Genomic DNA, 22,780 nt, shown 5'->3' on the forward strand with positions numbered 1-22,780 from the left:
GATCGGTTCGTCCGCTTCCCCGGTGCCGCTGCGGCGCCAGGCGCGGGTCGGCGGCGAGCGTCCGGCGTCGACGCGATCTTAATCACGCCCCCGGCTATGCTCCGCGCACCTCACATAACTTAGGGAGAAGTTCATGCGTCTGACCGTGCCGGCAACGCTTGCCGTGTGTGTGTTGCTCGCCGCCTGCAGCAAGGGCGGCGACAAGAACGGCGACAACGTCGCCATGTCCAATGCCTCGGTCGCCGACGTGGCCAAGGTGCAGGCGGCCAAGCTGCAGCCCGGCCAGTGGGAGATGCGGATCGAACAGGTGAGCAGCGAGACCAGCGGCGGTTCCGGCAACATGCCGCAGATGCCGAAGATGCCGCCGAGCACCGCCAAGGTGTGCCTCACCGCCGAGCAGATCAACGATCCCGCCAGCCTCTTCGGCAGCGCCTCGCCGATGCAGAAGAACTGCGTGTACGACACCTTCAGCATGAAGGACGGCAAGATCGACGCGAAGATGCATTGCACGATGGGCGACATCAAGGTCGCCGGCACCAGCACCGGCACCTTCAGCGCCACCGAGATGGCGTCCGAATCGCACTCCACGATCACCGGCCTGCCGGGCGGTATGTCGATGAAGACGCACATGAAGATGGACGGCAAGCGCCTGGGCGAGTGCCAGCCGGGCGACATCAAGGCCGGCGATACCAAGGCGCCGGCTGCCGGCTGAGTACGCTTGTCCCTTGAGGGCGGCGCCCGGCGCCGCTTTCCGGGAAGTCCCTGTGCTTGTTCAACACGCCGCGATGGTGACCCGTCGCGGCGTTTTTCATGGGCGCGTCCACGCGCTTGCAGATGCTCGATCCACCACTGACCACGCGCGGCCGCGCAGCGAAGGCAATGGGTTGTTCATGCCTGGTTGCAGGCGGATCGGCTGAATGTAGATCGCCCACGCCAGTCTCCACCCACACCACTGCCACCCCTCGCGGCGAACCGTGCCGAACCACAATCAACAGGAGACACCATGCGCAACGCCCTTCTCACCACGCTGATCGCGCTCGTGGCCGCCCCCGCCATGGCGAGCGCGCGCACACCGGCGTCGGATTGTCACGCGGTGATGCTGGCCGCGGTGGAGGACGACATGCACAACACCTGGAACAAGGGCCAGACCGTGCCGGTGGACATCGCGCGCGACACGCCGTCGGGCAGTGCGTTCTGCACGCATGGCGGCAGTTGCCTGCCGCGCAAGGTCGCCGGCCACGAGGCGGTGCGCCTCGCCGATTGCAAGATCGGGCCGTCGATCGGCGATGGAGACTCCCGATTGATTGCATTGCCGCGTGCGCACAAGCGCTGAATCTCCGACGTGCGCCAGGAGTGCCAACCATGAAACTTCGATTGCGACTGGCAGCGCTGTGTTGCCTGGCGTTCGCCTGCGTGTCCGCGGCGAACGCACAACCCCCGATCCGGGTCGCGGTCTATCGCGGCGCTGCCGGCTGCGACGACTGCTCGGAAACCGCCAAGGACGCGATCGAGGCACTGAGTCCGCAGTACAAGGTCGACATCATCGGCCCGAAGGAGGCGCAGGACGTCACGCCTGCCACCCTGCGCGGCTACGCGGTGTACGTGCAACCGGGCGGCGGGCAGGACATCCCCGCCGCGCTGCAGGCGATGGGCGAGCGCCGCATCGCCGCCATCCGCGACTTCGTCGCGCAGGGCGGCGGCTATCTGGGTCTGTGCATGGGCGCGTATCTCGCCGACGACACCAACATGGGCCTGATCGGCGACGATCTCGATGGCGAGGTCGGGCGGCCCGGCTTCCCTGTCACCACCATCGATGAGGACGCCGTCGCGGTTCGCTGGAAGGGCCGGCCCGACAGCGTGTTCTTCCAGGACGGCCCCTACTTCCCGCAGAGCACCCAGGGTGGCTTCCGCGCGCTCGCCACCTACGCCAACGGCGACGTGGCCGCGGCTCGTTACAGCTTCGGCCGCGGCACCGTCGTCCTCAGCGGTCCGCATCCCGAGGCAGACCGGAGCTGGTTCGAAGAGGCCGAGATCCCGCTGGACAGGATGCCCAGGACGCCGGTGCTGCGAGCGCTGTTCGACGAATTCGCCACGCAGTCGTCACAGCCGTCATCTGTCCGTGTCGACCGCTAGAGGCAAAAGCCCAAGACAGGCCGGACTACTTCAACGCCCGCCAACTACGCCCGGCACGGAACGCGCGCTCCAGCGTCGCCGCGAGCAGGCAGATCTTCAGCGTCTGCGGCAGGATGCCCTCGCCCGGGTCGCTGGGCATGCCCAGCACCACCGACAGCTGATTGGCGATCGCCTGCCACACCACCTGCGGGTGCGGGCCGATCAGCCGGGTCAGGCCCATCCAGGCCCAGGCCGAGGCCCAGTCCAGGGCGCGATACAGCACGATCAGCGTCACCAGCGCTGCCAGCCCGGTCGCACCGGCCAACTGCACGCTGTTGGCCGCAGCGCGATAGCGCGAGACGGTGCCGGCCCAGAAATGGCCGATGAAGTCGCGCAACCAGGTCGGCAGTTTCCGCCACAGTCCCAACGTACCGTCGACCTTGCTCGACCACTTGGCGGACGCATTCCATTCGGCATTGTGGACGTCGTAGCGGTAGATCAGCGCGGCCAGCGCCAGCCAGACTACCGGCAACAAGGCCGAGAAGAAGATCGCCACCAGCGTGTCCGCCACGCCCGGCGGTGCCTGCTCTACCGCGCCCGGCAACGCGGCGTGGGCGACGCCGATCGGATGGCTGATGCCCTGCCAGAGTTGCTGGCCGAGATCGGCGATACGCAGATGCGCCAGCCAGCGGAATACCCCGCCCTTCCATTCGGTGAGCACGTACATGCCGACGAAGGTCCAGCCCGCCTCGCACAGCACGATCAGCACGTTCCATGCCGGATGCGCGCTACGCTGCTTCTGTTTTTTCGCAGCGCGCCGGATCAGCCACAGCAGTGCCACCGACGCCGCCAGCCACCAGCCGCCGGACACCTCGAACAGCGATCCCCGATAGGTCGGATCGAAGGGATTGAACTGCCCCAACCCCTCGCGCCCATAGGCGCGGATGGTCTCGCCGAGGAAGCCCCAGGCGGCGTAGTAGGCGAAGAACGGCACCAGCGCCTGCGAGACGATCGTAGACAGGCGGCGCAAGCGCGCCCTACCCGCGTCCTCTGCTGCCGACGCGTCGGCCTGCTCGGCCAATGCCGCGCTGGCGATCCCCGGCAAGGCCGGGCGCAACGTTTCGAACAGCAGGACGAAGATCACCAGCTTGACCAGCACCACCAGGGTCAGCGACAGCAAGCCGGCGAGCCGGTTCTGATAGCCGATCCACACCGCGGCTTGCAGCAGCAGTTCGTTGAGCAGTAAGCCGGCCAGCGCCACGGCGAGCAATTGCGGCAAGTAGCGAAACCACAGCCGCAGCGTGTCGCCGATCAACCCCAGCGACCCGCCGCGCAGCGCCATCTCGGTCATGGCGTTGCTCCTCTCGCGAAGCGCAGGTAACGCGGACGGCCGCCGCGCGTGCTCACGGTAAGTTGCAGCTGCGCGGCCACCGCACGCGGCACCAGGTAGTAGCCGTCGATCGCCAAGGGCACGCCCGGCTTGGCCGCGGACACGGCCAGCCCATCGCAGGCCACGCCGGGTGGTTCGCCCGGCTTGGCCAGGGCACGCTGCAACAGGTCCGGCACGGTGTCGATCGCAGCCCACGACCGGCCAGTGCCATCGACCAGTTTGAGTGTGCAATCGCTCCATTGCGCGCCGGCGGCGCCAGGCACCAGCGACAGGCGCGTGCGCACGAAGGTGCGGTCGGCGGGCAGACCTGGCTCGAACGGCAGCACGTCGACCGATACCAGTCGGACGGCGGCACCGTCGTACTCCGTGGTCTGCGCCATCGCCCCCTCGACCGGTCGCCATTCGCGTGCATGCAGCAGTTCCCGCGCGTCGCGCCAGCCGGTCGCGGCCATCGTGAATGGCACCAGCACCAGCAGCGCCGCCAGGGCGAGCCAGCGCATGCGCCGCTCGGAAACGACCGGGGGCACGTCGCGGTCAGAGGCGTGCATGCAGCGCATCCAGATCGAGCACATCGGTGACCGCCGTTGCGGGTGGGAGCGGCGGATAGCGCACCTGCGCCTCGGCCGTCAGCTGCGGGTCGCGGTCTTCCGACAGCACCAGCGTGCCGCCCGCCGTGGCGAGTGCGGACGGCAGTTCGAACACCAGCACGTCCTTGCGCTCCAGCCCGGGCTGCAGTGTCTTGATCGACGACAGCACCGCGTCGCCCATCTCGGCGCGGCCGCTGGCGCGGTAGCGGCGGCCGTCGGGCGTCGCCCAGACCCGGCCATACACGCGTGCGGTCGCGCGCGCGACCTTCGATCGTACCGGCACCACCAACCACAGGCCGCCGCTGTCGCGCTGCTGCGCCGCGCCCGCTGCCTTGAAGCGGATGTTGCGCGCGAGCTGAGGTGTGCGGGCGTCGACGGCCAGATTGTCGGTCTGCACCCAGCCGCCCGGCGCGCCGGACACCGCGATCGGGCCGGTGATGCGCTCGTAGCGCGGCATCGTCCAGCGCATCCCGGCGAGCAGCACGAAGCCGAGCAGCAGGATCGCAATGGCGGCCAGTCGCTTCACGGCGCACCTGCCCCAGTGTTGGAACGCGACGCATCAAGCGGCAACTGCACGACCCCGACCGGATGCGGATCGGTCCATATCGGCTGCGCGTAGAGATTGTCGAAGGCCTTGAAGGTCCTGGCGGTGATCTCGAAGCGCAGGCGGCCAGCCACCTGTTCCGTCGCCGGATAGGTCCAGACCAGCGCGATCTGTTCCGGCAGGCCCGGTTGCAGTTCGGTGGTCGCCGCGTGATCGCGCAAGAGGTAAGCAGTCGGCCGCGCATCGGCCCCGCGCGGCGGCGTCTTCAACGCCACCGCCTGCACCAGCGAGCCGCTGGTCTGCGTGGTGCGATTGGTGGCCTGCAGATACAGCACGATCGCCTTGCGCCCGTCGCGCGACACGGTGTCGCCATTCGGTAGCCGGTCACTGGTCTCCACGTGATCGAGGCGAAGTGACCACTCGCCCGCGGCGACGTCCTTCCCGGCCTGCAGCGCGGGCGGCACCGGCACGTCCTTGGCCTCGAACAAGCCGATGCCCCACCCCACCACGATCGCGGCAATGCCACCGATCCCGGCCAGCATCCGTGTCCGCCATTGCCCTAGAGACGCTTTGCTCGCCAAACCGGGTGACCCTTTTGGAAGCTCGGCCGGACGGTAGCACCGGGTTGCAAAAAAATGCAACATCAAGCGAAATACGGTGTAGCACCGCACTGGAAAGTCAGATTCAGAACGAGCGATCAAGCTTCGTACAACGTAATCGCTAAGGTTGGTTAAGAATTCCCAAATGCGACTTCCAGAGGATGGAAAATGAGTTCTGAAAATAATCCATTGATCGGCAACATCTACGAGATAGTCATAAAGACAGACACGAACGACGGGCGATTCGAGTCTTTCGCTTGCGGGGTCGTTTCTCAACTTGAAGGAAACGGTTCTATCCTTACTACTAGACCGAAATGGGACCTAGGACGTGACGGCGTAGGGTTCGGCGCAAGTAAAGGTATATTTGTCTGTGCCAGCCTACGAGATGACGTTGACGCAAAAGCGTTATCAGACATGTCTCGCCTGGAAGATAAAACGTGTGGAATCAAGAAAGTTTACTTCTGCTCCAGTCAGCTCTTAACGGAACATGCTCGGAATAAAATCACATCAGCACTCATACAGGAATACGGCAGCACATATGAATATGAAGTACTTGGTGCGCACCAACTTAGAGAGCTAAGCCTTCGAGATCCAGATTTAATAAAGACAAAATACGCCGCAGAAATAGCAAATTGTAAAGCAGCGATCGAACCGGAGGATGATGACTCCGCCGAAACAGCGGGACTTCGACTTGCTCTCATGACATCGGGAGCAGAGAATTCTCTAGAAATTCGCTCTTCAATCTATGCCGCAGCCATTCTTGATTCACTAAATGAATCAAAAAAAACCATACGAACGATCTGCAACTCAATTTCACAGCGACTTCGTCTCCCAGGAACTCTCGACGAAAAAACACTCGCACCTTATCTTGGCCCAATGGCTGCAGAAGGACTCATCGAGCTACACCGGCACGACCGTGAAAAGAGCAAAGACATATACGCTATAACACAATTAGGCATCGACAGACTGACTGAAAGAGAGACATCTGCGGCTCAAAGCCTGATGGAGGGGCGCTCCAAAATTCAAATAGCGCTCGAAACAGCCATCGGAATGAAAATGCTTCCTGACGCCTTCGCTTCTATATGGAATGTTTTCGAAGAAAAGCTCGCATATGCCCTTTATGTACGCGGAGCCTCAGTAGTTGCGGAGATTAGCGCATTAATTGAACCAAATTCATCTAGTGGCAACGATGTTATCGAGCCATTAAGCTTTGTTGAGGATATCGCCGAAGCAGTTTCAGCTGTAGCAGGACATCAACAGCGTCAAGCCGAGATCCAGCAGGCGATCAAGGATCTCTTCTCGAACAGAGTCGGCCCAGCAGCCGATTGGCTGGTGCAGGTTTGCGCGGGTTTTATCGCAGCATGCACTATGGGGTTAGAGCACAAAAGCGCAAATGCTATTGGCAAGCTACTTGCTCGAACGACAATTGTACTGGACTCTGACGTCGTTTTATCTTTACTGGGAGAAGGTGAGCCGGATCATGATGCAGTCCAGACTATAGTCAAGCATTGGAAAAAAAACAAAGGCACAATTCTTGTTGCTGAGCCTGTACTGCAGGAACTTGCTCATCATGCATGGATTGCGGATAACGATTACCAAGAAGTAAAACACTTCCTACCTGGAACTCCTCAAGATCGACTCAATTCTATTGACAATGTGTTCGTTCGATCATTCGCAGAGATTCTAAGTCGAAACGGCATTCGCAGAGATGGCTGGAGATCCTATTACCTCCACTTTGCAGGCAAGAACAAGGATGACTATACCTCCATCCAGCAAACTCTGTCCGCCGACTATTCGATTCTCCGACTTCCGGGAAGGTCATCGGTTCAGGGCGACCTCGCGCAGCAGGTCTATAAGTACTCTCTAGACCTCTTTGAAAAAAGCCAGTTGAGAGTTACAAAAATAATGCGCGATAAAGCCGCCCGCGACTCGGAGCTATATACAGCATTTGTGAATTACGTTAATTCCGTAAGAGATGCTGATCCAGGCGCCTCCTGTTTATTGGTCAGTTCGGGCCGACGTCTGTCACAAGTTGAGGATCATTTCAAAGAGACCGGCGAACGTCAAATGATCATTTCTGTGCAAAGCACTCTCTTACTTGTCTCGCTCCTACCCAATCTTGCATTAGGACTTTCACAAATGAAAGCATTCCTATTTGATGAACATCGCCATAGATTTACTACGGGATTCGAGCGGAAGCTCATCCGCATTGTGCGATCAAGCCGCGAATTGGAGATGCCGTGGGCAAAGCGCGGTATACTGATGCGCAATGTCAGAGATCGCCTCCTTACTAATGCGAAGCAGGAAGGACGCCCTCGAGCCGAGCAACACATGGATACGTTGGAGAGAGATGCGCTGAAGGAAGACAGTAGAGATTTGACCGTCCAGATATTGAGAGACTCTTTAGACGCACTAGCCATTGATACACGCCAAGATAAGCAGATCCGAGAGCTTAAAAGAGAAAATGAACGCCTAGAAGAAGAAATCAAAAAACTCCGCAAGTTTCGAGAAAAAAAATAGCTCACAGCAAACTACAGCAAGCATATGTAGCGGCAAAACTCACTCATCGCTTCCAGACATAATTAAGCAGAGCCCCAACCATGCCACTTAAGCATTCTCATGCACATTTAAAACTCTAAATATAGAGAGCGACAATAGGGGCACGCCGCTTAAATGAAACGCAAGGCATTCAAACGACCAAAAGCGACGTACCCACCAGCCAGACCAGTAATAAAAACTTAAATCAGACGCCCGCAGCATCCATATCCACTCTAGATATTTGCCTAGAGCCCAGAAATAAAAATTTCATAACATCAATCAAATTTATATTAAGAATGGCGGAGAGAGTGGGATTCGAACCCACGGAAGGTTTGACCCTTCGCCGGTTTTCAAGACCGGTGCCTTAAACCGCTCGGCCATCTCTCCGTTTGCGAACGCGGCGGTACTGCGGAAGAGCGTCGCAGCCGCTTGAAGCACAACGCCGCGGAAGCGCGACGCTGCAGTGCCTGTCCAGCCTGAAGCAATCGGTGCCGATGACGGCACCACATGAACCCCGAACCCAGGACCACCAGCACGGGCGCGCATTTTCGCACGCCCGCGGCGGTTTTGCTCGACCGACGTGCGCGGCCGGCGTCGCGATCAACCCGCCTCGACCGCCATCGCGCCCAGGGTCGAGTGACGAGCCTTGGTGCGTTCGGGACAGTTGCCGCCACAGTCCAGGCGCGAGGCTTCGATCTGGCGCGGCAGGTGTTCGGCGAGGAAGTCGATGAACACGCGCACCGCCGGCAGCAGGCCGCGGCGCGAGGCGAACACGGCATGGCAGATGCCCTGCGGCAGCGACCATTCCGGCAGCACCACTTCCAGTTCGCCGTTGCGCACCGCTTCGGCGCAGACGGTCTCGGGCAGCAGGGTGATGCCGAAGCCGTCCTTGACCATCGACTGCAGCAGCGGGAAGTCGAAGCCCGCCACGCGCGGCTGCAGGTCGACGCGGCGCACTTCGCCGGCCGGGCCGTGCAGTTCCCAGCGCTGCCGCGCCTCGTCCTCGCTGATGCTGAGGGTGACGTGCGAGGTCAATTCCTCGGGATCCTTGGGACGGCCGGCGCGGTCCAGGTACTTGGGGCTGGCGACCAGCAGTTCCTGGACCTGGCCGAAGCTGCGCATCACCAGGCTGCCGTCGTCGTCCAGGCGAGAGCGCACGCGCAGGGCGACATCGTAGCCTTCGTTGATGATGTCGACGCGGCGGTTGCTGATGTTCAGTTGCAGCCGCACCTTGGGGTACTGGTCCAGGAACATCGGCAGCAGCTTGGGCAACTGCATCTGCGCCAGCGACACCGGCACGCTGACCCGCACCAGCCCGCGCGGCTCGGCGCTGAGCCGGTCGACCACTTCGCGTGCGGCCTGCGCCTCGGCCAGCATGGTCTGGGCGTGGCGATGCACGCTCATGCCCAGGTCGGTGACGGCGAAACGGCGCGTGGAGCGCTGCAGCAGACGCACGCCCAGGTCGCTCTCCAGCTGGCTGATGCGGCGGCTCAGGCGCGACTTGGGGATGCCCAGGGCGCGTTCGGCGGCGGCGAAGCCGCCGTGGTCGACCACCATGGCGAAGTAGTACAGATCGTTGAGGTCGTGCATGTTCTTTCGATATTTAGAACGATGGGGACAATCGGATCCGGTTCATTCTACTCCTACAACGATTTGCGCTGCAGGGACGCCGGTCGCGCTCGCGCGGTGGCTCAGGCACGGATAGAGACGGACGCAGGGTAACCCCGGCTTGGCTAGCACGAAGTGATGGGGACGGGAGTTCGGCGCACGCGGAACGTCGCTGCGGCGAGTGCTGCAGCGGGCAATGCATGCGAACGCCCTGCCCCGTCCGGGTCGAATACCCACTTGTGGCGCAAGGCGGTGCACTGCCCGCATCAGGACAATTTGCCTGAGCGCAAGGACGGACAGGGGTGCGTCGCCGCAGCAACGGCGACGCGAGGCGCGCCCGGGGCGGATGCCCCGGGCTGGACGGCAATCAGCCGATCCGCTCGGCCCCGCCCATGTACGGGCGCAGCGCGTCGGGCACGGTGATCGAGCCGTCGGCGTTCTGGTAGTTCTCCATCACCGCGATCATGGCGCGGCCGACCGCGGTGCCGGAGCCGTTGAGCGTGTGCAGCAGTTCGGGCTTGCCGGTGGCCGGGTTGCGCCAGCGCGCCTGCATGCGCCGCGCCTGGAAATCGCCGCAGTTGGAGCAGGAGGAGATCTCGCGATAGGTCTGCTGCGAGGGCAGCCAGACTTCCAGGTCGTAGGTCTTGCTGGCGGAGAAGCCCATGTCGCCGGTGCACAGCAGCATCTTGCGGTACGGCAAGCCGAGCGTTTCCAGCACCACTTCGGCGCAGCGGGTCATGCGCTCGTGTTCGGCGGCGCTGTCTTCCGGGCGGCACACGCTGACCAGTTCCACCTTCTCGAACTGGTGCTGGCGGATCATGCCGCGGGTGTCGCGGCCGCCGCTGCCGGCCTCGGAGCGGAAGCACAGCGAGTGCGCGGTCATGCGCAGCGGCAGGCGCTCGGCCTCGACGATCTCGTCGCGCACCAGGTTGGTCAGCGAGATCTCCGAGGTGGAGATCAGGTAGCGCTTCTGTTCGCCCAGCGCGGTGGCGAACATGTCTTCCTCGAACTTCGGCAACTGGCCGGTGCCGTACAGGCTGTCGGCGTTGACGATCACCGGCACGTTGGTTTCCTGATAGGCGTGCGGGCCGGTGTGCAGGTCCAGCATGAACTGCGCCAGGGCGCGGTGCAGGCGCGCGATCGGCCCGCGCAGCACGGTGAAGCGCGCGCCCGACAGCTTAGCCGCGGACTCGCCGTCCAGCCAGCCGTGGCGGGCGCCGAGTTCGACGTGGTCCTTGACCTCGAAATCGAAGCTGCGCGGGCTGCCCCAGCGCTGCAGTTCGACGTTGTCGGCTTCGTCCTTGCCCACGGGCACGTCGGCCTGCGGCAGGTTGGGAATCTCCAGCGCCAACGTCTCCAGTTGCGCGCGGATCTCGTCCAGGCGTTGCTCGGAGGCCTTCAGTTCGTCGCCGAAGCCGGCCACTTCGGCCATCAGCGCACTCGCGTCCTCGCCCTTGGCCTTGGCCTGGCCGATCGCCTTGGAACGGCTGTTGCGCAGGCTCTGCAGTTCCTGGGTCCGCACCTGGATGCGCTTGCGGTCGGCCTCCAGGGCCTCCAGGGCGGCCACGTCCAGCGCATAGCCGCGGCTGGTGCGCAGGCGCTCGGCGAGGTCGGCGGGCTGTTGGCGAAGCAGAGCGGGATCGAGCATGGGCGCGGGGTGCCAGGGGAACGAACCTGGGATTATCGCCTGTCCGTCGTGGTTTTGCCGACCCGCGCCCGCCGCGGCGCGCGATTCACCGCGGCTATGCCAGAATCGGGCGGTTCCCCACGGTGAGCCTCATGTCCACGTCGCCCTCGTCTTCCAAGCCCGGCATCGTGCTGCATCTGCCGCGGCGTCTGCTCGCGATCGTCGGCATCGCCTTCGTCGCCGGCCTGCTGCTGTTCCTGGTGGTGTGGCTGGTCGGACGCAAGGACAACGATTTCTACAAGCCGCAGCCGGCGCAGCAGGTGCAGCAGGTGCAGCAGGACACCGAACAGGTGAAGCCGCTGCCCGAGCCGCTGCCCGCCGGCAGCGCCGCCAGCAGCATGCCGCAGGCCAAGCCGGCGCCCGCCGGCGACGCACCGAAGCTGGTGGAGACCGCGCCGACCCCGCCGCCGACCACGGAAGCACCGGCTCCTGCCGCAGGCAGCGATGGCGCCGGCAGCACGGCCACCGCGCTGGCCCCGGGCGACCGCCCGGTGCCGCTGGAAGGACAGACCCCGCCGCCGCGCTATCCGCCAGCGGCGCTGCGCCGCGGCGATGCCGGCACCGTGGTGGTGCGAGTCGAGGTCGATGCCAGCGGCGCGCCTGCCGGCGTGGCCCTAGTGCGGCGCAGCGGCTCGCGCGACCTGGACCGCGCGGCGATGGAAACCGTGCGCCGCTGGAAGTTCCGCCCGGCGCAGCAGAACGGCCGCGCGGTGCCGGCCAGCATCGAGATCCCGTTCGACTTCAAGCCAGGACCGTAACCGAAATAACTGAACCGCCGCCCGGTTGCGCCGGCGGCGTTCACATGGGGGTGACACTGCAGGTACGGGTCCTGGGCGACACTGGCCCCGCACCCACGGCACCGGAGTTGCCGCCATGCCAACCCCCTACAAGTCGACACAGCCGATCCATGCGTGGAAGCGCTCTTCCGCGCGACCGGCTGACCGCGGGGAGCAGCATGCGCGCGCCGACCACGGATCGCCCTGGGCCTGGATGGTGGTGATCGCGCTGGCGCTGGCCGTGGCCGGCTGGTGGCTGGCGCTGGACCGCGACGACGACGCCAGTGGCTATCAGACCTCGTCATCGACACCTGCCAAGGATCCGCCGCGTCCGCAGCCGACGCACTGACTTCCTGACTGCCTGACGTGCTTGTTCCGTCGGCCGCGCTTGCACGCGGCCGATGCGGTGCGCTCACTCAGGAGCTGCGCAATCCGAAGCCGGCGCCGCGCGCCAGCGCGTCGAAGCCCGGGAACGACGTCGCCACATTCGCCACGTCCTCGATCAGCACCTCGCCCTGCGCCAGTTGCCCGGCGATGGCGAAGGCCATCGCGATGCGATGGTCGCCGTGGCTCTCGATGGTCCCGGCGCCCAGCGTGCCGCCGTGAATGGTGGCGCCGTCCGGGGTTTCGTCGACGACGATGCCCAGGCTGCGCAATCCGGTGGCCATCGCCGCCAGGCGGTCCGACTCCTTGACCCGCAGCTCTGCCGCGCCGCTGACCACGGTCTGGCCTTCGGCGGCGGCCGCGGCGACGAACAACGCCGGGAACTCGTCGATCATGTCCGGCACCACGCTCTCCGGAATCGTCGCACCGCGCAGCGGCGCATAGCGCACGCGCAGGTCGGCGACCGGCTCGCCGCCGTGCTCGCTGTGGTTGTGCTCGACGATGTCCGCGCCCATCAGCCGCAGCGCCGCCAGCAGCCCGGTGCGACGCGGATTGAGCCCGACCGCCTTCAGGGTGATGTCCGAGCCGGGAATGATGCTGGCCGCAACGATGAAGAACGCCGCCGACGAGAAGTCCGCCGGCACCGCGATATCGGTGGCGCGCAGGCGCTGACCACCGCGCAGCCGCGCCTGGCCCGGCGAGAACGCGATGTCCACACCGAATGCGGACAGCATGCGCTCGGTGTAGTCGCGGGTGGGATGCGGTTCCTGCACCGAGGTGACGCCTTCGGCGTAGAGCCCGGCCAGCAGCACCGCCGACTTGACCTGGGCACTGGCCACCGGCGAGACGAAGTCGATGCCGCGCAGCGGCTGCCCGCCATGGATGCGCAGCGGCGGCACGCCATTGGCCTCGGTATCGATGCGCGCGCCCATCAGCGCCAGCGGCTCGGTCACCCGCCGCATCGGCCGCTTGGACAGCGACGCATCGCCGACCAGCACGCTGTCGAACGGCTGCGCCGCGAGCAGCCCGGCGAGCAGGCGCATGCCGGTGCCGGCATTGCCGCAATCCAACTCGCCCTGCGGCGCCTGCAGCCCATCCACGCCCACGCCATGCACGATGCGCTGCGACGGCGACGGCGTCTCGATCCGCACCCCGAGCCGCGCGAAGATCGCCGCAGTCGAACGCGTGTCCTCGCCCTCGAGAAACCCCTCGATCCGCGACGTCCCATCGGCCAACGCCGCGAACATCACCGCCCGATGCGACACCGACTTGTCCCCCGGCACCGTCAGCGTGCCCTGCAGCGCAGTGCCGCGCGTTGCGATCCAGCCTTGCTCGTTGCTCATCATCGTTCCTGAAAGTCCAACCACCCGAAGATCCACCATCACCCGGCGACATCGGCGCCGCTAAAGCGCGCTTACGCTGCTGGCACGACGCTTACACCAAGTCAGCCACCGCCGTTGCTGTTGCTGTTGCTGTTGCTGTTGCCGTTGTTGCTGTTGCCGTTGTTCTTGCTTTCGCTGTTGCTCTCAATCCCCCGTAAGGGCTGGCGGACACGACGGGTAAAACCCCATGAGGGGCGACGCGCAGGATGCGCGTCGTTTTCGGCAGGCACATGGATGTGCCTTCCGAAAATTCCCGTCGTGTCCGCGGACCCCGCGCGCAGCGCGGGGCAGCCCGCCCGGGGGTGTGTTTCTTTTGGTTACTTTGATCAGCCTCCGGCTGCTGTAAAGCCCTTCTTTGCACAAGCAAAGAAAAGTAACTCGCGCGTCAGCGCGAAAGCTGTTGCGGTTAGCTGTTGCCGTTAAAGATGTTGCTGCTGAAGAAGCGGTTTCACATTCCAGGGAACGCCCCGTCGCGGCTGAAGCCGCTCCTACAACAGATGCACATCTCCTCGTAAGCAAAGCAGCGCGCAACGACAGGGCCGACACAACCGCGCGAGCAACTCAAGGCACTGCCACCGGATACGACCCCAACACCTTGATCTGCGCCGAATGCGCCTTCAACTCCGCCAACGCCAACTTCATCGCCTCATCCTCCACATGCCCCGCCAGATCGATGAAGAAACCGTACTCCCACTTCGCCTGATGCGACGGCCGCGACTCGATCCGGTTCATGCTGATCCCATGCCGCGCGAACGGACTGAGCACATCGAACAGCGCACCCGGCTTGTCGTGGATGAATACCAGCACCGACGTGCGATCGTGCCCCGACGGCGGGAAGATCTGCCGCCCGATCACCAGGAAGCGCGTGGTGTTGTCCGCGTCGTCCTCGATCGACTTCATGATGACCTTCTTCAGCGCATACACATGCGCCGCGCTTTCCCCACCGATCGCCGCCGCATCGTCGGCATTGCGCGCCCGGCGCGCGCCCTCGGCGTTGCTGGAGACCGGAATCTTCTCCACCTTGGGCAGGTTCGCGCGCAGCCAGCCGGCGGTCTGCGCGAACGACTGCGGATGCGCATAGATCCGCTCGATCGCGTCGAGCCGCCCGCTGCGCGAGAGCAGGAACTGGTGCACGCGCAGCTCGGTCTCGCCGCAGATCTTCAGGTTGGAGGTCAGGAACATGTCCAGGGTGACCTGGATCGTGCCCTGCCCCGAGTTCTCCACCGGCACCACGCCGAAGTCGGCGTTGCCGCTTTCCACTTCCTGGAACACTTCCTCGATAGTGGCCATCGGCAGGCCCACCGCCGAGCGACCGAAGTGCTTGAGCACCGCCTGCTGGCTGAAGGTGCCTTCCGGCCCCAGGTAGCCGATCTTCAGCGGCTCCTGCTGCGCCAGGCACGCGGACATGATCTCGCGGAACACGTGCACCAGCACCTCGTCGCTGAGCGGGCCCTGGTTGCGGTCCACCACCATGCGCAGCACCTGCGCCTCGCGCTCGGGGCGGTAATAGTCCACCGCCGCGGCGAGCTTGCCCTTGGCCTTGCCGACCTGGCGCGCGAACTGCGCGCGCTCGGCGATCAACGCCTGGATGTTGCGGTCGATCTCGTCGATCTTGGCGCGCACGTCGGCCAGGGCCGGCGTGGCGGCGGGTTTCGCGGACTTGGCCGGCTTGGCGTCGGCGGCGGGAGATTTCTTCGGCTTTGCGGCCATGGATCGGGGGTTCCTCGGTGGTCCGGATCGCCGGCGCGATCCGGTCGCGGCTGAAGCCGCTCCTACAAAAATCGGCGACTCAGCCGTGGCGCTGCTGGAAGTCGCGCATGAACGCAACCAGTGCCTGCGCGCCGGTCAGCGGCATGGCGTTGTACAGCGACGCGCGGATGCCGCCGACCGCCTTGTGGCCCTTCAGCGCCAGCAATCCGGCCGCCTTGGACTCGGCGACGAAGCGCGTGGTGAGGGTCTCGTCCGGCAGGAAGAACGGGATGTTCATCCGCGAGCGCACCGCCGCCGCGACTTCGTTGCGATAGAAGCCACCGGAGGCGTCGATCGCCGAATACACCAGCGCCGACTTGGCCTGGTTGCGCGCGGCGAACGCCTCCACGCCACCCTCGGCCAGCATCCATTTGAACACCAGCCCGGCCAGGTACCAGTTCCAGGTCGGCGGGGTGTTGAGCATGGAGTCGCGCGCCACGTGCGAGCGATAGTCGAAGATGTCCGCGCGCGGCTGGCCGGCGCGTTCGAGCAGGTCGCGGCGGATGATCACCACCGTGACGCCGACCGGGCCGAGGTTCTTCTGCGCACCGGCGTAGATCAGCGCGTACTTGGAGACGTCGATCGGCTCGGAGGCGATGCTGGAGCTGAAATCGGCGAACAGCGGCACGTCGCCGACGTCGGGCGTGTCGCGGAACTCCACGCCGTGGATGGTCTCGTTGGCGGTGATGTGCACGTAGGCGGCATCCTCGCGCAGCTGCCATGCGGCGCGCGGCGGGATGTCGCGGAAGCCGTCGGCCTCGCTGCTGGCGGCCACGTGCACGTCGACGTACGGCCCGACCTGCTTGATCGCGGTCTTGCCCCAGTGCCCGGTCACCACGTAGTCCACGGTCTGCCCGGGCGCGGCGAAGTTCAGCGCCAGCAGCGCCTGCTGGGTGGTGGCGCCACCGGCCAGGAACAGCACGGCATAGTCGTCGGGAATGCCGATCAGCCGGCGCAGGTCGGCGTCGGCCTGCGCCGCCACCTCCATGAACTCGGCGCCGCGGTGGCTCAGCTCCACGATCGAGGCGCCCACGCCATTCCACTCCAACATCTCCGCCTGCGCCTGGCGCAGGACCGATTCCGGCAAGGCAGCGGGGCCGGCACTGAAATTGAACGCGCGCGTCATGGGGCACCTATCGGACAGGACCCCTAGTATGCCGCAGCGCAACAGCTTGCGGCCCGGGCAATTTAGGTTGCATTTGCATCCATTCGCCCTGCGCATGCGTAGTCTGTGTTGAAGTCCCCGCCACTGCTCGCCCCTTCGCTCCAGGAGTCCGCCATGTCGTTGCGCGATGCCCTCACCGTTCCCAGCCGCGAGATCACCGACGAGGCGGTCTACCGCGACCGGCGGCGCCTGCTGCAGGCCCTGGCACTGACCCCGGTGGCCGGCCTGGTCGGCTGCGCCGACGCCGAACCACCGGCCCCGCCCAAGACCGTGGTGACCCCGGAGCAGGCACGCAGCGGGTTCCGCACCAACGAGGAGCTGACCCGCTACGAGGACGTGACCAGCTACAACAACTTCTACGAATTCGGCACCGACAAGACCGATCCGTCCAAGGCGGCCAAGACCCTGCGCACCTCGCCGTGGTCGGTGAAGGTGTCCGGCGAGTGCGAGAAGCCTGGCACGCTGAGCCTGGACGACCTACTCAAGGGCCACACGCCCGAGGAGCGGATCTACCGCCTGCGCTGCGTGGAAGGCTGGTCGATGGTGATCCCGTGGCTGGGCGTGCCGCTGGGCGATGTGCTCAAGCGCTTCGCGCCGACCTCCAAGGCCAAGTATGTCGCCTTCACCACCCTGGCCGATCCGCAGCAGATGCCCGGGGTCCGCTATAGCTCGATCGATTGGCCGTACAAGGAAGGCCTGCGCATCGACGAGGCCATGCACCCGCTGACCCTGCTCGCCACCGGCCTGTACGGCAAGCCGCTGCCGCAGCAGAACGGCGCGCCGCTGCGGCTGGTGGTGCCGTGGAAGTACGGCTTCAAGAGCATCAAGTCGATCGTGGAGATCCGCTTCGTCGAGCGCATGCCGGAGACCGCCTGGCACGAACTGCAACCGTCCGAGTACGGCTTCTTCTCCAACGTCAATCCGGCGGTGGACCATCCGCGTTGGAGCCAGAAGACCGAGCGCCGTATCGCCGGCAAGGCCAGCAAACTGTTCGCCGAGCGCATTCCCACCCGCCCGTTCAACGGCTATGCCGACCAGGTGGCGTCGCTGTATGCGGGGATGGATCTGAAGAAATGGTATTGAGCCGGGATTGGGGATTCGGGATTGGGGATTCGCGGAGCGGTCGCTGCGCGCGGCGGGTTTGCGCGTCCTCTCTGGCAGCATTGGTGCGCATTGGTTTGAGACTGCATGGCTAAGACCTCCGCTTCAGTGATCGCCGCCAAGGCGGTGGTGCATGCGCTGGCGCTGGCGCCGATGGCGTACCTGGGCTGGCAGTTCTGGCAGGTGTGGCAGACCGGCAGCGATGCGTTGGGCGCCGATCCGGTGGCCGAGGTCGAGCATCGCACCGGGTTGTGGGCGCTGCGGCTGCTGCTGTTGACCCTGGCCATCACCCCGCTACGGCAACTGACCGGGCAATCGGCGCTGCTGCGCTTCCGGCGCATGCTCGGGCTGTACGCGTTCTTCTACGCGACCGTGCATCTGGGAGCCTATCTGGGGCTGGACCTGCGCGGCTACTGGACGCAGATCTTCGAGGAGATCGTCAAACGCCCGTACATCACCGTGGGTTTCCTGGCCTGGCTGCTGCTGGTGCCGCTGGCGATCACCTCCACCCAGGGCTGGATGCGCCGGCTCAAGCGCAACTGGGGCAAGCTGCACAAGGCGATCTATGCGATCGGCGTGCTCGCCGTGCTGCACTTCTGGTGGCTGGTGAAGTCGGACATCCGCGAACCGCTGCTGTACGCGGCGATCCTGGCGGTGCTGCTGGGCTGGCGCGGCTGGCGGGCGCTCAGCGCGCGCCGAACCACAGCAGGCCGCTGAGCGCGGCAGCCAGCAACAAGGCGCTGAGCAACAGCCACGGCCAGCGTCGCGCGGTGGCCGGACGCGGCGCCACCGCCGGGGTCAGCGCGAGCGCGGCCAGGGCGGGGTCGTCGCGCAGCGGCTCGGCACCGACGACCTGCGGGACTTCGAGCACGAAGCGGTGCTGGGCATCGAATACCACCTGGTCGCCGGGCTGCAGCCAGCAGCTGCGCACGGCGACGCCGTTGACCTGGGTCTGCGCCTCGCCGAAGCCGCGCAGCAGCACCCGCTCGCCGTGCCGTTCCAGGCGCGCGTGCTGCTCGGCGCAGGCCGGATCGTCGATGCGGATGTCGCACTCGCGCAGGCGGCCGACGCTGCGTACGCGGTCCACGGTGAAGCTGCGGCCATGGTGCGGGCCGCCGACGCCGCGCAGCACCAGGCGCGGATCGTCGTGTTCGGCCTCGCTGACCTCGGGCAGGCGCTGCAGCGGCTCGCACTTGCCCTGCACCACCATTTCGACGCCATCGGCGTAGACCGCGTCGCCGGCGCGCAGCAGCGCCATGCGCCGCACCGGGCGGCCGTTGACGTGGATACCGCGGCTGCCGTTGGCGACCTGCAGCCACAGACCGCGCCGGTCCAGGCAGAACTGCGCCAGCAGCAATGCGCCCTGGGTGTCGTCGACCACGCTGACCTGGCCAGAGGCCAGCCGCACGATGCGATGCACGCCCGCGCGCAGGGGCCGGTCGGGGTGTTGGCGGTTGCTGAAATGGACTAGCAGATCGTGCACGGCGGGCAGCCTAGCAGGTTGCCTGCGCGCGCAGAAGCGCGCGTGCTGGACAATGCACCGCGCATACGCACAATGCCTGATCGTTCACGCGGGCACCCGCCCGCACAGGAGCCAGCATGTCCAGCATCGACATCCGCCACGACCACGACAAGACCCCCGCGCAGGCGCGCAAGGCCATCGAAACCGCCGCCAAGAAACTGGCCGAGCGCTTCGACCTGGAATCGCACTGGGATGGCGATTCCTTGCTGTTCTCGCGCTCGGGCGTGGACGGTCGCATCGAACTGCTGCCCAAGCAGGTGCACGTGACCGCTGAATTGGGCTTCCTGCTGTCGGCGATGAAGGGCACGGTGGAAAGCGAGATTCGGCGGGTGCTGTCGGAAAAGCTGGGCTGATCGGTGCATCGAGTCCCTCTCCCCTCGGGAGAGGGGTTGGGGGTGAGGGTGCGGCGTCAAGCGCTGACGCAATCAGCTGCACGAGGCTTCGCTCGTACCCTCATCCGCCCCTGCGGGGCACCTTCTCCCAGCGGGAGAAGGGAGAAGCCAAAGCCCCTCTCCCACCGGGAGAGGGGTTGGGGTTAGGGTGCGGTACCAAGCGCTGACGCGATCAGCTGCACGAGGCTTCGCTCGTACCCTCATCCGCCCCTTCGGGGCACCTTCTCCCGAGGGGAGAAGGGAGAAGCCAAAGCCCCTCTCCCACCGGGAGAGGGGTTGGGGTGAGGGTCCAGCCGCTCACTCACTCCAACGCAAACGGATCCGGATCGCCCGCGAACAACCGTTCCGACACGGCGCGCTCGGTGGTCTCGATGTCGCCGATGAACCCCTCGGCGTCGCCCAGCTTGGAGAACGCGTCGAAACCCCGCTCCAGGAATCCCTGCAGTTCCGACAGCCCCGCCGCCTTGGCCGGGCCGCGGGCGAAGCGCAGCAGCATGCGCACGCCCGGGGTATGCACCGCCTTGGCCAGGCCCAGCCCCACGCGGGCGATCAGGTCGATCTGGCGCTGGCGCAGCCGGTGGAGCCCGGTCTGCCGATAGGCGTCGCCATACAACGCTTCGTCCAGGCGCTTGCGCCGCGGTGCCAGGGCCTGCAACGCCTCGGCCATGCGCAGATCCAGGGCATGCGTGAGCGCGCCCAGTTCGATGCCGTCGGCCACGGTGTCCAGCAGCGACGCCGGCATCAGCCGCTGCATCATCGGCAACACCTTGACGATGTCCGCGTCGCGGCGGCTGAAGTCGCGGTCGCCATAGACGTCGGTCAGGAAGAACATCGCCGCCGGACGCCGCTGCGGATCCTCCAGGAAATGCTCGAAGCTGCGCTCCAGCCGCTCCGATTGCCAGCGCCGCAGTTCCTGCAGCCAGCGCAGTGCGTTGCGCGGTTCGCGCACGGGGTCGTGCAGCGCCTGGTGCCACGCCAGGCGGCGGCCGAGTCGTTCCAGGACGGGAGTGCTGCGCGCCATGGCCGCCGATGATGGTCGCAGCCCGGCACGACCGCAAGCGTCACGGCGCTCGGCTACACTCGCGCCACTGCCTCCTGCGGACCGCGCATGCTTTCCCTCCACAGCGCCTCGCCCCGTCCCCACTCCAACGGCCGCATCGGCCTGGCCATCGCCGGTGGCGGCCCGATCGGCGGCATGTACGGCCTCGGCGCGCTGCGCGCGCTGGACGAGGCGCTGGACGGACTGGACCTGACCCGCCTGGATTGCTACGTCGGGGTCAGCTCCGGCGCCTTCCTCACCGCCGGGCTGGCCAACCGGGTCAGCAGCGCCGAGATCTGCCGGATCTTCGTCACCGGCAACAGCGACGATGCGCACTTCCGCCCGGAAGACTTCCTGCGGCCCAACGTCTACGAATACCTGCGCCGCGCGGCGACCCTGCCGCGGCTGGCCTACGGCTGGTGGCACGACCTGCTCACCGAACCGCGCAAGACCCGCTGGTCCGACCTGATCACCCGCTTCGGTGGGCTGGTGCCGAGCGGCCTGTTCGACAACGCCGGGGTCGAGCGCTTCCTGCAGGACGTGTTCAGCCGTCGTGGCCGCAGCAACGATTTCCGCGAGCTGGGCACCAATCTGTTCGTGGTTGCGGTGGACCTGGACAGTGGCCGCACGGTGCGCTTCGGCGAGCCGGGCATGGACCACGTGCCGATCTCGCTGGCGATCCAGGCCAGCGCGGCGCTGCCCGGGCTGTACCCGCCGGTGCAGATCGACGGCCACCACTACGTGGACGGTGCGCTGCGCCGCACCATGCACGCATCCACCCTGCTGGAGCGCGGTATCGACCTGATGATCGGGATCAACCCGCTGGTGCCCTACGACGCCACCCACGCGCCGCGCCGCAATGGCCACGTCGACCGCGCGCGGCTGCTCGCCGGTGGCCTGCCGGCGGTGCTGTCGCAGACCTTCCGCACCCTGCTGCAATCGCGCATGCAGGTGGGGCTGGAGAAGTACGCACGGCAGTACCCGCAGGTGGATCAACTGGTGTTCGAGCCCAACGCCGACAACGGCGAGCTGTTCTTCACCAATCTCTTCAGCTACGCCGCGCGCCACCGCGTGTGCCAGCTCGCCTACCGCAACACCCTGTCGGACCTGCGCCGCAACGCGCAGACGCTGGAGCCGCTGCTGGCCGCGCACGGCATCGCACTGCGCCACGACATCCTCAACGACCGCAAGCGCACCTTCCTCGATGGCGTGGACGTGCAGCCGCGGCGCATGACCGAGACCACCGCGCGCCTGCGGCGTGCGCTGGACGACGTCGACCAGGTCATCGCCAACCGCCGCGCCAAGCGCCGCACCCGGCGTTCGCCGGAGGCGTAGCGTGCAGCGCCGGCCGACGTCGCCATCGCTCCCAGCGCACGTCCTGCGCGCGCTGGTGTGATTACTCTAGTCACAGTCCCGAGTCTCGAATCCCGCCACTCACCCGCCGAAGGAACCGCACCGTCATGGCCACTCTGAAGAAATCCGCGCGCAAGAAGCGCAGCACCGCCGCTGCCGACGACACCCTGCAGGCGCAGGCGGAGAAGCTGTCCAAGCGCCTGGGCGAATCGGCGCAGCAGGTCTGGCTGGCCGGGGTCGGCGCGTTCGGCCGTGCGCAGGCCGAGGGCGGCAAGCTGTTCGAGACCCTGGTGAAGGAAGGCCTTAGCCTGGAGCAGAGCACGCGCAAGCTAGCCGGCGGCGGCGTCGACGCGGTGCGCGATGCGGTGGAGAACCGCGTCGGCCAGGCCCGCGAGCGCGCCGCCGATACCTGGGACCGCCTGGAGAAGGTGTTCGAGGACCGCGTGCAGCGTGCCCTGCGCCGCCTGGAAGTGCCCAGCCGCGAAGACCTGGGTGCGCTGATCGAACGCGTGGACGCGCTCAACGGCGAACTGCGCCATCTGCGCGGCGGCCGTGCCACGCAGGCCGCGGGCAAGGCGCCGGCGGCGAAGAAGGCCGCCAGGAAGACCACTGCGTCGCCCGCCGGCGCCGCAAAGCGCGCGGCACCGGCGCGCCGACCTGCCGGCCCGGTGGTCGCCAAGGTCGCGCCAGCCAAGCGCGCGGCCGCGCCCAAGCGCGCCAGCCGCAAGCGCAACGAGGCCCCGTCCGCGGCCGAGTAACGGAATTGTTGCAAAGCAACACGTTTTTCCAGACAATCGAAGCGGACCCGCCAGTCCATCAGAAGACCGTTTGCTCCCCTCCCCTCTCGGCTTC

General features: G+C 65.9%; 22 protein-coding genes and 1 tRNA gene. 11 read left to right on the forward strand and 12 right to left on the reverse strand.

Annotation, left to right across the window (positions count from 1 at the left end):
• Nucleotides 1–133 precede the first annotated feature (133 nt).
• From RAB71_RS12065 to RAB71_RS12075, 3 genes are all read left to right on the forward strand, one after another.
• Nucleotides 134–712: a DUF3617 domain-containing protein gene (locus RAB71_RS12065; RefSeq protein WP_010342580.1), complete on the forward strand. Its 579-nt coding sequence runs from the start codon at nt 134–136 to the stop codon at nt 710–712.
• 291 nt (nt 713–1,003) lie between these two features.
• A complete protein-coding gene (locus RAB71_RS12070) occupies nt 1,004–1,333 on the forward strand; it encodes a hypothetical protein (RefSeq protein ID WP_010342579.1) in 330 nt (109 codons plus the stop codon).
• A gap of 80 nt (nt 1,334–1,413) precedes the next feature.
• The gene (locus tag RAB71_RS12075; protein WP_100224017.1) at nt 1,414–2,133 is read left to right on the forward strand and encodes a BPL-N domain-containing protein; all 720 of its coding nucleotides are present in this window, start codon (nt 1,414–1,416) and stop codon (nt 2,131–2,133) included.
• A 25-nt stretch (nt 2,134–2,158) separates the two neighbouring features.
• Here the strand turns inward: RAB71_RS12075 and RAB71_RS12080 are convergent, their stop codons facing one another.
• From RAB71_RS12080 to RAB71_RS12095, 4 genes are read right to left on the reverse strand one after another with little or no spacing between them, the layout of a single operon-like run.
• Nucleotides 2,159–3,463 (reverse strand): hypothetical protein, encoded by a 1,305-nt coding sequence (locus tag RAB71_RS12080; RefSeq protein ID WP_010342577.1) that lies wholly within the window; start codon nt 3,461–3,463, stop codon nt 2,159–2,161.
• Nucleotides 3,460–4,074, reverse strand: coding sequence for a hypothetical protein (locus RAB71_RS12085; RefSeq protein ID WP_234006575.1), 615 nt, complete (start codon nt 4,072–4,074; stop codon nt 3,460–3,462). Before RAB71_RS12085 ends, RAB71_RS12080 begins: the two co-directional genes overlap by 4 nt.
• Nucleotides 4,037–4,615, reverse strand: a complete 579-nt coding sequence (locus RAB71_RS12090) for a hypothetical protein (protein ID WP_010342575.1) — start codon at nt 4,613–4,615, stop codon at nt 4,037–4,039. Before RAB71_RS12090 ends, RAB71_RS12085 begins: the two co-directional genes overlap by 38 nt.
• Nucleotides 4,612–5,175, reverse strand: coding sequence for a hypothetical protein (locus RAB71_RS12095; RefSeq protein ID WP_010342574.1), 564 nt, complete (start codon nt 5,173–5,175; stop codon nt 4,612–4,614). The genes RAB71_RS12090 and RAB71_RS12095 overlap by 4 nt, the downstream gene beginning before the upstream one ends.
• A gap of 225 nt (nt 5,176–5,400) precedes the next feature.
• Between RAB71_RS12095 and RAB71_RS12100 the strand changes: the two genes are divergently transcribed.
• Nucleotides 5,401–7,752 (forward strand): PadR family transcriptional regulator, encoded by a 2,352-nt coding sequence (locus RAB71_RS12100; RefSeq protein WP_138985743.1) that lies wholly within the window; start codon nt 5,401–5,403, stop codon nt 7,750–7,752.
• Between the two features lie 315 nt (nt 7,753–8,067).
• On the opposite strand, the gene RAB71_RS12105 is transcribed toward RAB71_RS12100, so the two are convergent.
• The 3 genes from RAB71_RS12105 to serS form a co-directional block, all read right to left on the reverse strand.
• A tRNA-Ser gene (locus RAB71_RS12105) sits at nt 8,068–8,157 on the reverse strand.
• Between the two features lie 213 nt (nt 8,158–8,370).
• Nucleotides 8,371–9,360 (reverse strand): LysR family transcriptional regulator, encoded by a 990-nt coding sequence (locus RAB71_RS12110; RefSeq protein ID WP_010342573.1) that lies wholly within the window; start codon nt 9,358–9,360, stop codon nt 8,371–8,373.
• A 385-nt stretch (nt 9,361–9,745) separates the two neighbouring features.
• On the reverse strand, nt 9,746–11,026 hold the full coding sequence (gene serS / locus RAB71_RS12115; RefSeq protein WP_010342571.1) for a serine--tRNA ligase: 1,281 nt from the start codon (nt 11,024–11,026) through the stop codon (nt 9,746–9,748).
• Nucleotides 11,027–11,157: 131 nt separating this feature from the next.
• Here serS and RAB71_RS12120 point away from each other — a divergent pair, with 131 nt between their 5' ends.
• A complete protein-coding gene (locus RAB71_RS12120) occupies nt 11,158–11,823 on the forward strand; it encodes an energy transducer TonB (RefSeq protein WP_041500240.1) in 666 nt (221 codons plus the stop codon).
• A 115-nt stretch (nt 11,824–11,938) separates the two neighbouring features.
• The gene (locus tag RAB71_RS12125; protein ID WP_138985742.1) at nt 11,939–12,190 is read left to right on the forward strand and encodes a hypothetical protein; all 252 of its coding nucleotides are present in this window, start codon (nt 11,939–11,941) and stop codon (nt 12,188–12,190) included.
• A 67-nt stretch (nt 12,191–12,257) separates the two neighbouring features.
• Here RAB71_RS12125 and aroA read toward each other — a convergent pair whose 3' ends face one another.
• The 3 genes from aroA to serC all read right to left on the reverse strand — a co-directional run bounded on the left by aroA (nt 12,258) and on the right by serC (nt 16,482).
• The gene (gene aroA / locus RAB71_RS12130; protein ID WP_029562027.1) at nt 12,258–13,571 is read right to left on the reverse strand and encodes a 3-phosphoshikimate 1-carboxyvinyltransferase; all 1,314 of its coding nucleotides are present in this window, start codon (nt 13,569–13,571) and stop codon (nt 12,258–12,260) included.
• A gap of 597 nt (nt 13,572–14,168) precedes the next feature.
• On the reverse strand, nt 14,169–15,317 hold the full coding sequence (pheA, locus tag RAB71_RS12135) for a prephenate dehydratase (RefSeq protein ID WP_010342567.1): 1,149 nt from the start codon (nt 15,315–15,317) through the stop codon (nt 14,169–14,171).
• A 79-nt stretch (nt 15,318–15,396) separates the two neighbouring features.
• Nucleotides 15,397–16,482 carry a 3-phosphoserine/phosphohydroxythreonine transaminase gene (gene serC, locus RAB71_RS12140; RefSeq protein WP_010342566.1) on the reverse strand — a complete coding sequence of 362 codons (1,086 nt, stop codon included), beginning with the start codon at nt 16,480–16,482 and terminating at the stop codon, nt 15,397–15,399.
• Between the two features lie 153 nt (nt 16,483–16,635).
• On the opposite strand from serC, the gene msrP reads away from it, so the two are divergent.
• A complete protein-coding gene (gene msrP / locus RAB71_RS12145) occupies nt 16,636–17,604 on the forward strand; it encodes a protein-methionine-sulfoxide reductase catalytic subunit MsrP (protein WP_010342565.1) in 969 nt (322 codons plus the stop codon).
• 105 nt (nt 17,605–17,709) lie between these two features.
• Nucleotides 17,710–18,339 carry a protein-methionine-sulfoxide reductase heme-binding subunit MsrQ gene (gene msrQ, locus RAB71_RS12150; protein ID WP_029562026.1) on the forward strand — a complete coding sequence of 210 codons (630 nt, stop codon included), beginning with the start codon at nt 17,710–17,712 and terminating at the stop codon, nt 18,337–18,339.
• Here msrQ and RAB71_RS12155 read toward each other — a convergent pair.
• Nucleotides 18,308–19,105 carry an FHA domain-containing protein gene (locus tag RAB71_RS12155; protein ID WP_010342563.1) on the reverse strand — a complete coding sequence of 266 codons (798 nt, stop codon included), beginning with the start codon at nt 19,103–19,105 and terminating at the stop codon, nt 18,308–18,310. The two genes, msrQ and RAB71_RS12155, sit on opposite strands and share 32 nt — an antisense overlap.
• A 116-nt stretch (nt 19,106–19,221) precedes the next feature.
• On the opposite strand from RAB71_RS12155, the gene RAB71_RS12160 reads away from it, so the two are divergent.
• Nucleotides 19,222–19,497 carry a polyhydroxyalkanoic acid system family protein gene (locus RAB71_RS12160; protein WP_010342562.1) on the forward strand — a complete coding sequence of 92 codons (276 nt, stop codon included), beginning with the start codon at nt 19,222–19,224 and terminating at the stop codon, nt 19,495–19,497.
• A gap of 340 nt (nt 19,498–19,837) precedes the next feature.
• On the opposite strand, the gene RAB71_RS12165 is transcribed toward RAB71_RS12160, so the two are convergent.
• Nucleotides 19,838–20,557, reverse strand: a complete 720-nt coding sequence (locus tag RAB71_RS12165; RefSeq protein WP_010342560.1) for a hypothetical protein — start codon at nt 20,555–20,557, stop codon at nt 19,838–19,840.
• Nucleotides 20,558–20,644: 87 nt separating this feature from the next.
• On the opposite strand from RAB71_RS12165, the gene RAB71_RS12170 reads away from it, so the two are divergent.
• On the forward strand, nt 20,645–21,910 hold the full coding sequence (locus RAB71_RS12170) for a patatin-like phospholipase family protein (protein WP_010342559.1): 1,266 nt from the start codon (nt 20,645–20,647) through the stop codon (nt 21,908–21,910).
• A 125-nt stretch (nt 21,911–22,035) separates the two neighbouring features.
• On the forward strand, nt 22,036–22,686 hold the full coding sequence (locus RAB71_RS12175) for a phasin family protein (protein WP_010342558.1): 651 nt from the start codon (nt 22,036–22,038) through the stop codon (nt 22,684–22,686).
• Nucleotides 22,687–22,780: the final 94 nt, after the last annotated feature.

Origin of the sequence: Xanthomonas sacchari, from assembly GCF_040529065.1 — a bacterium.
In the GTDB taxonomy this organism is placed as follows: Bacteria; Pseudomonadota; Gammaproteobacteria; order Xanthomonadales; family Xanthomonadaceae; genus Xanthomonas_A; species Xanthomonas_A sacchari.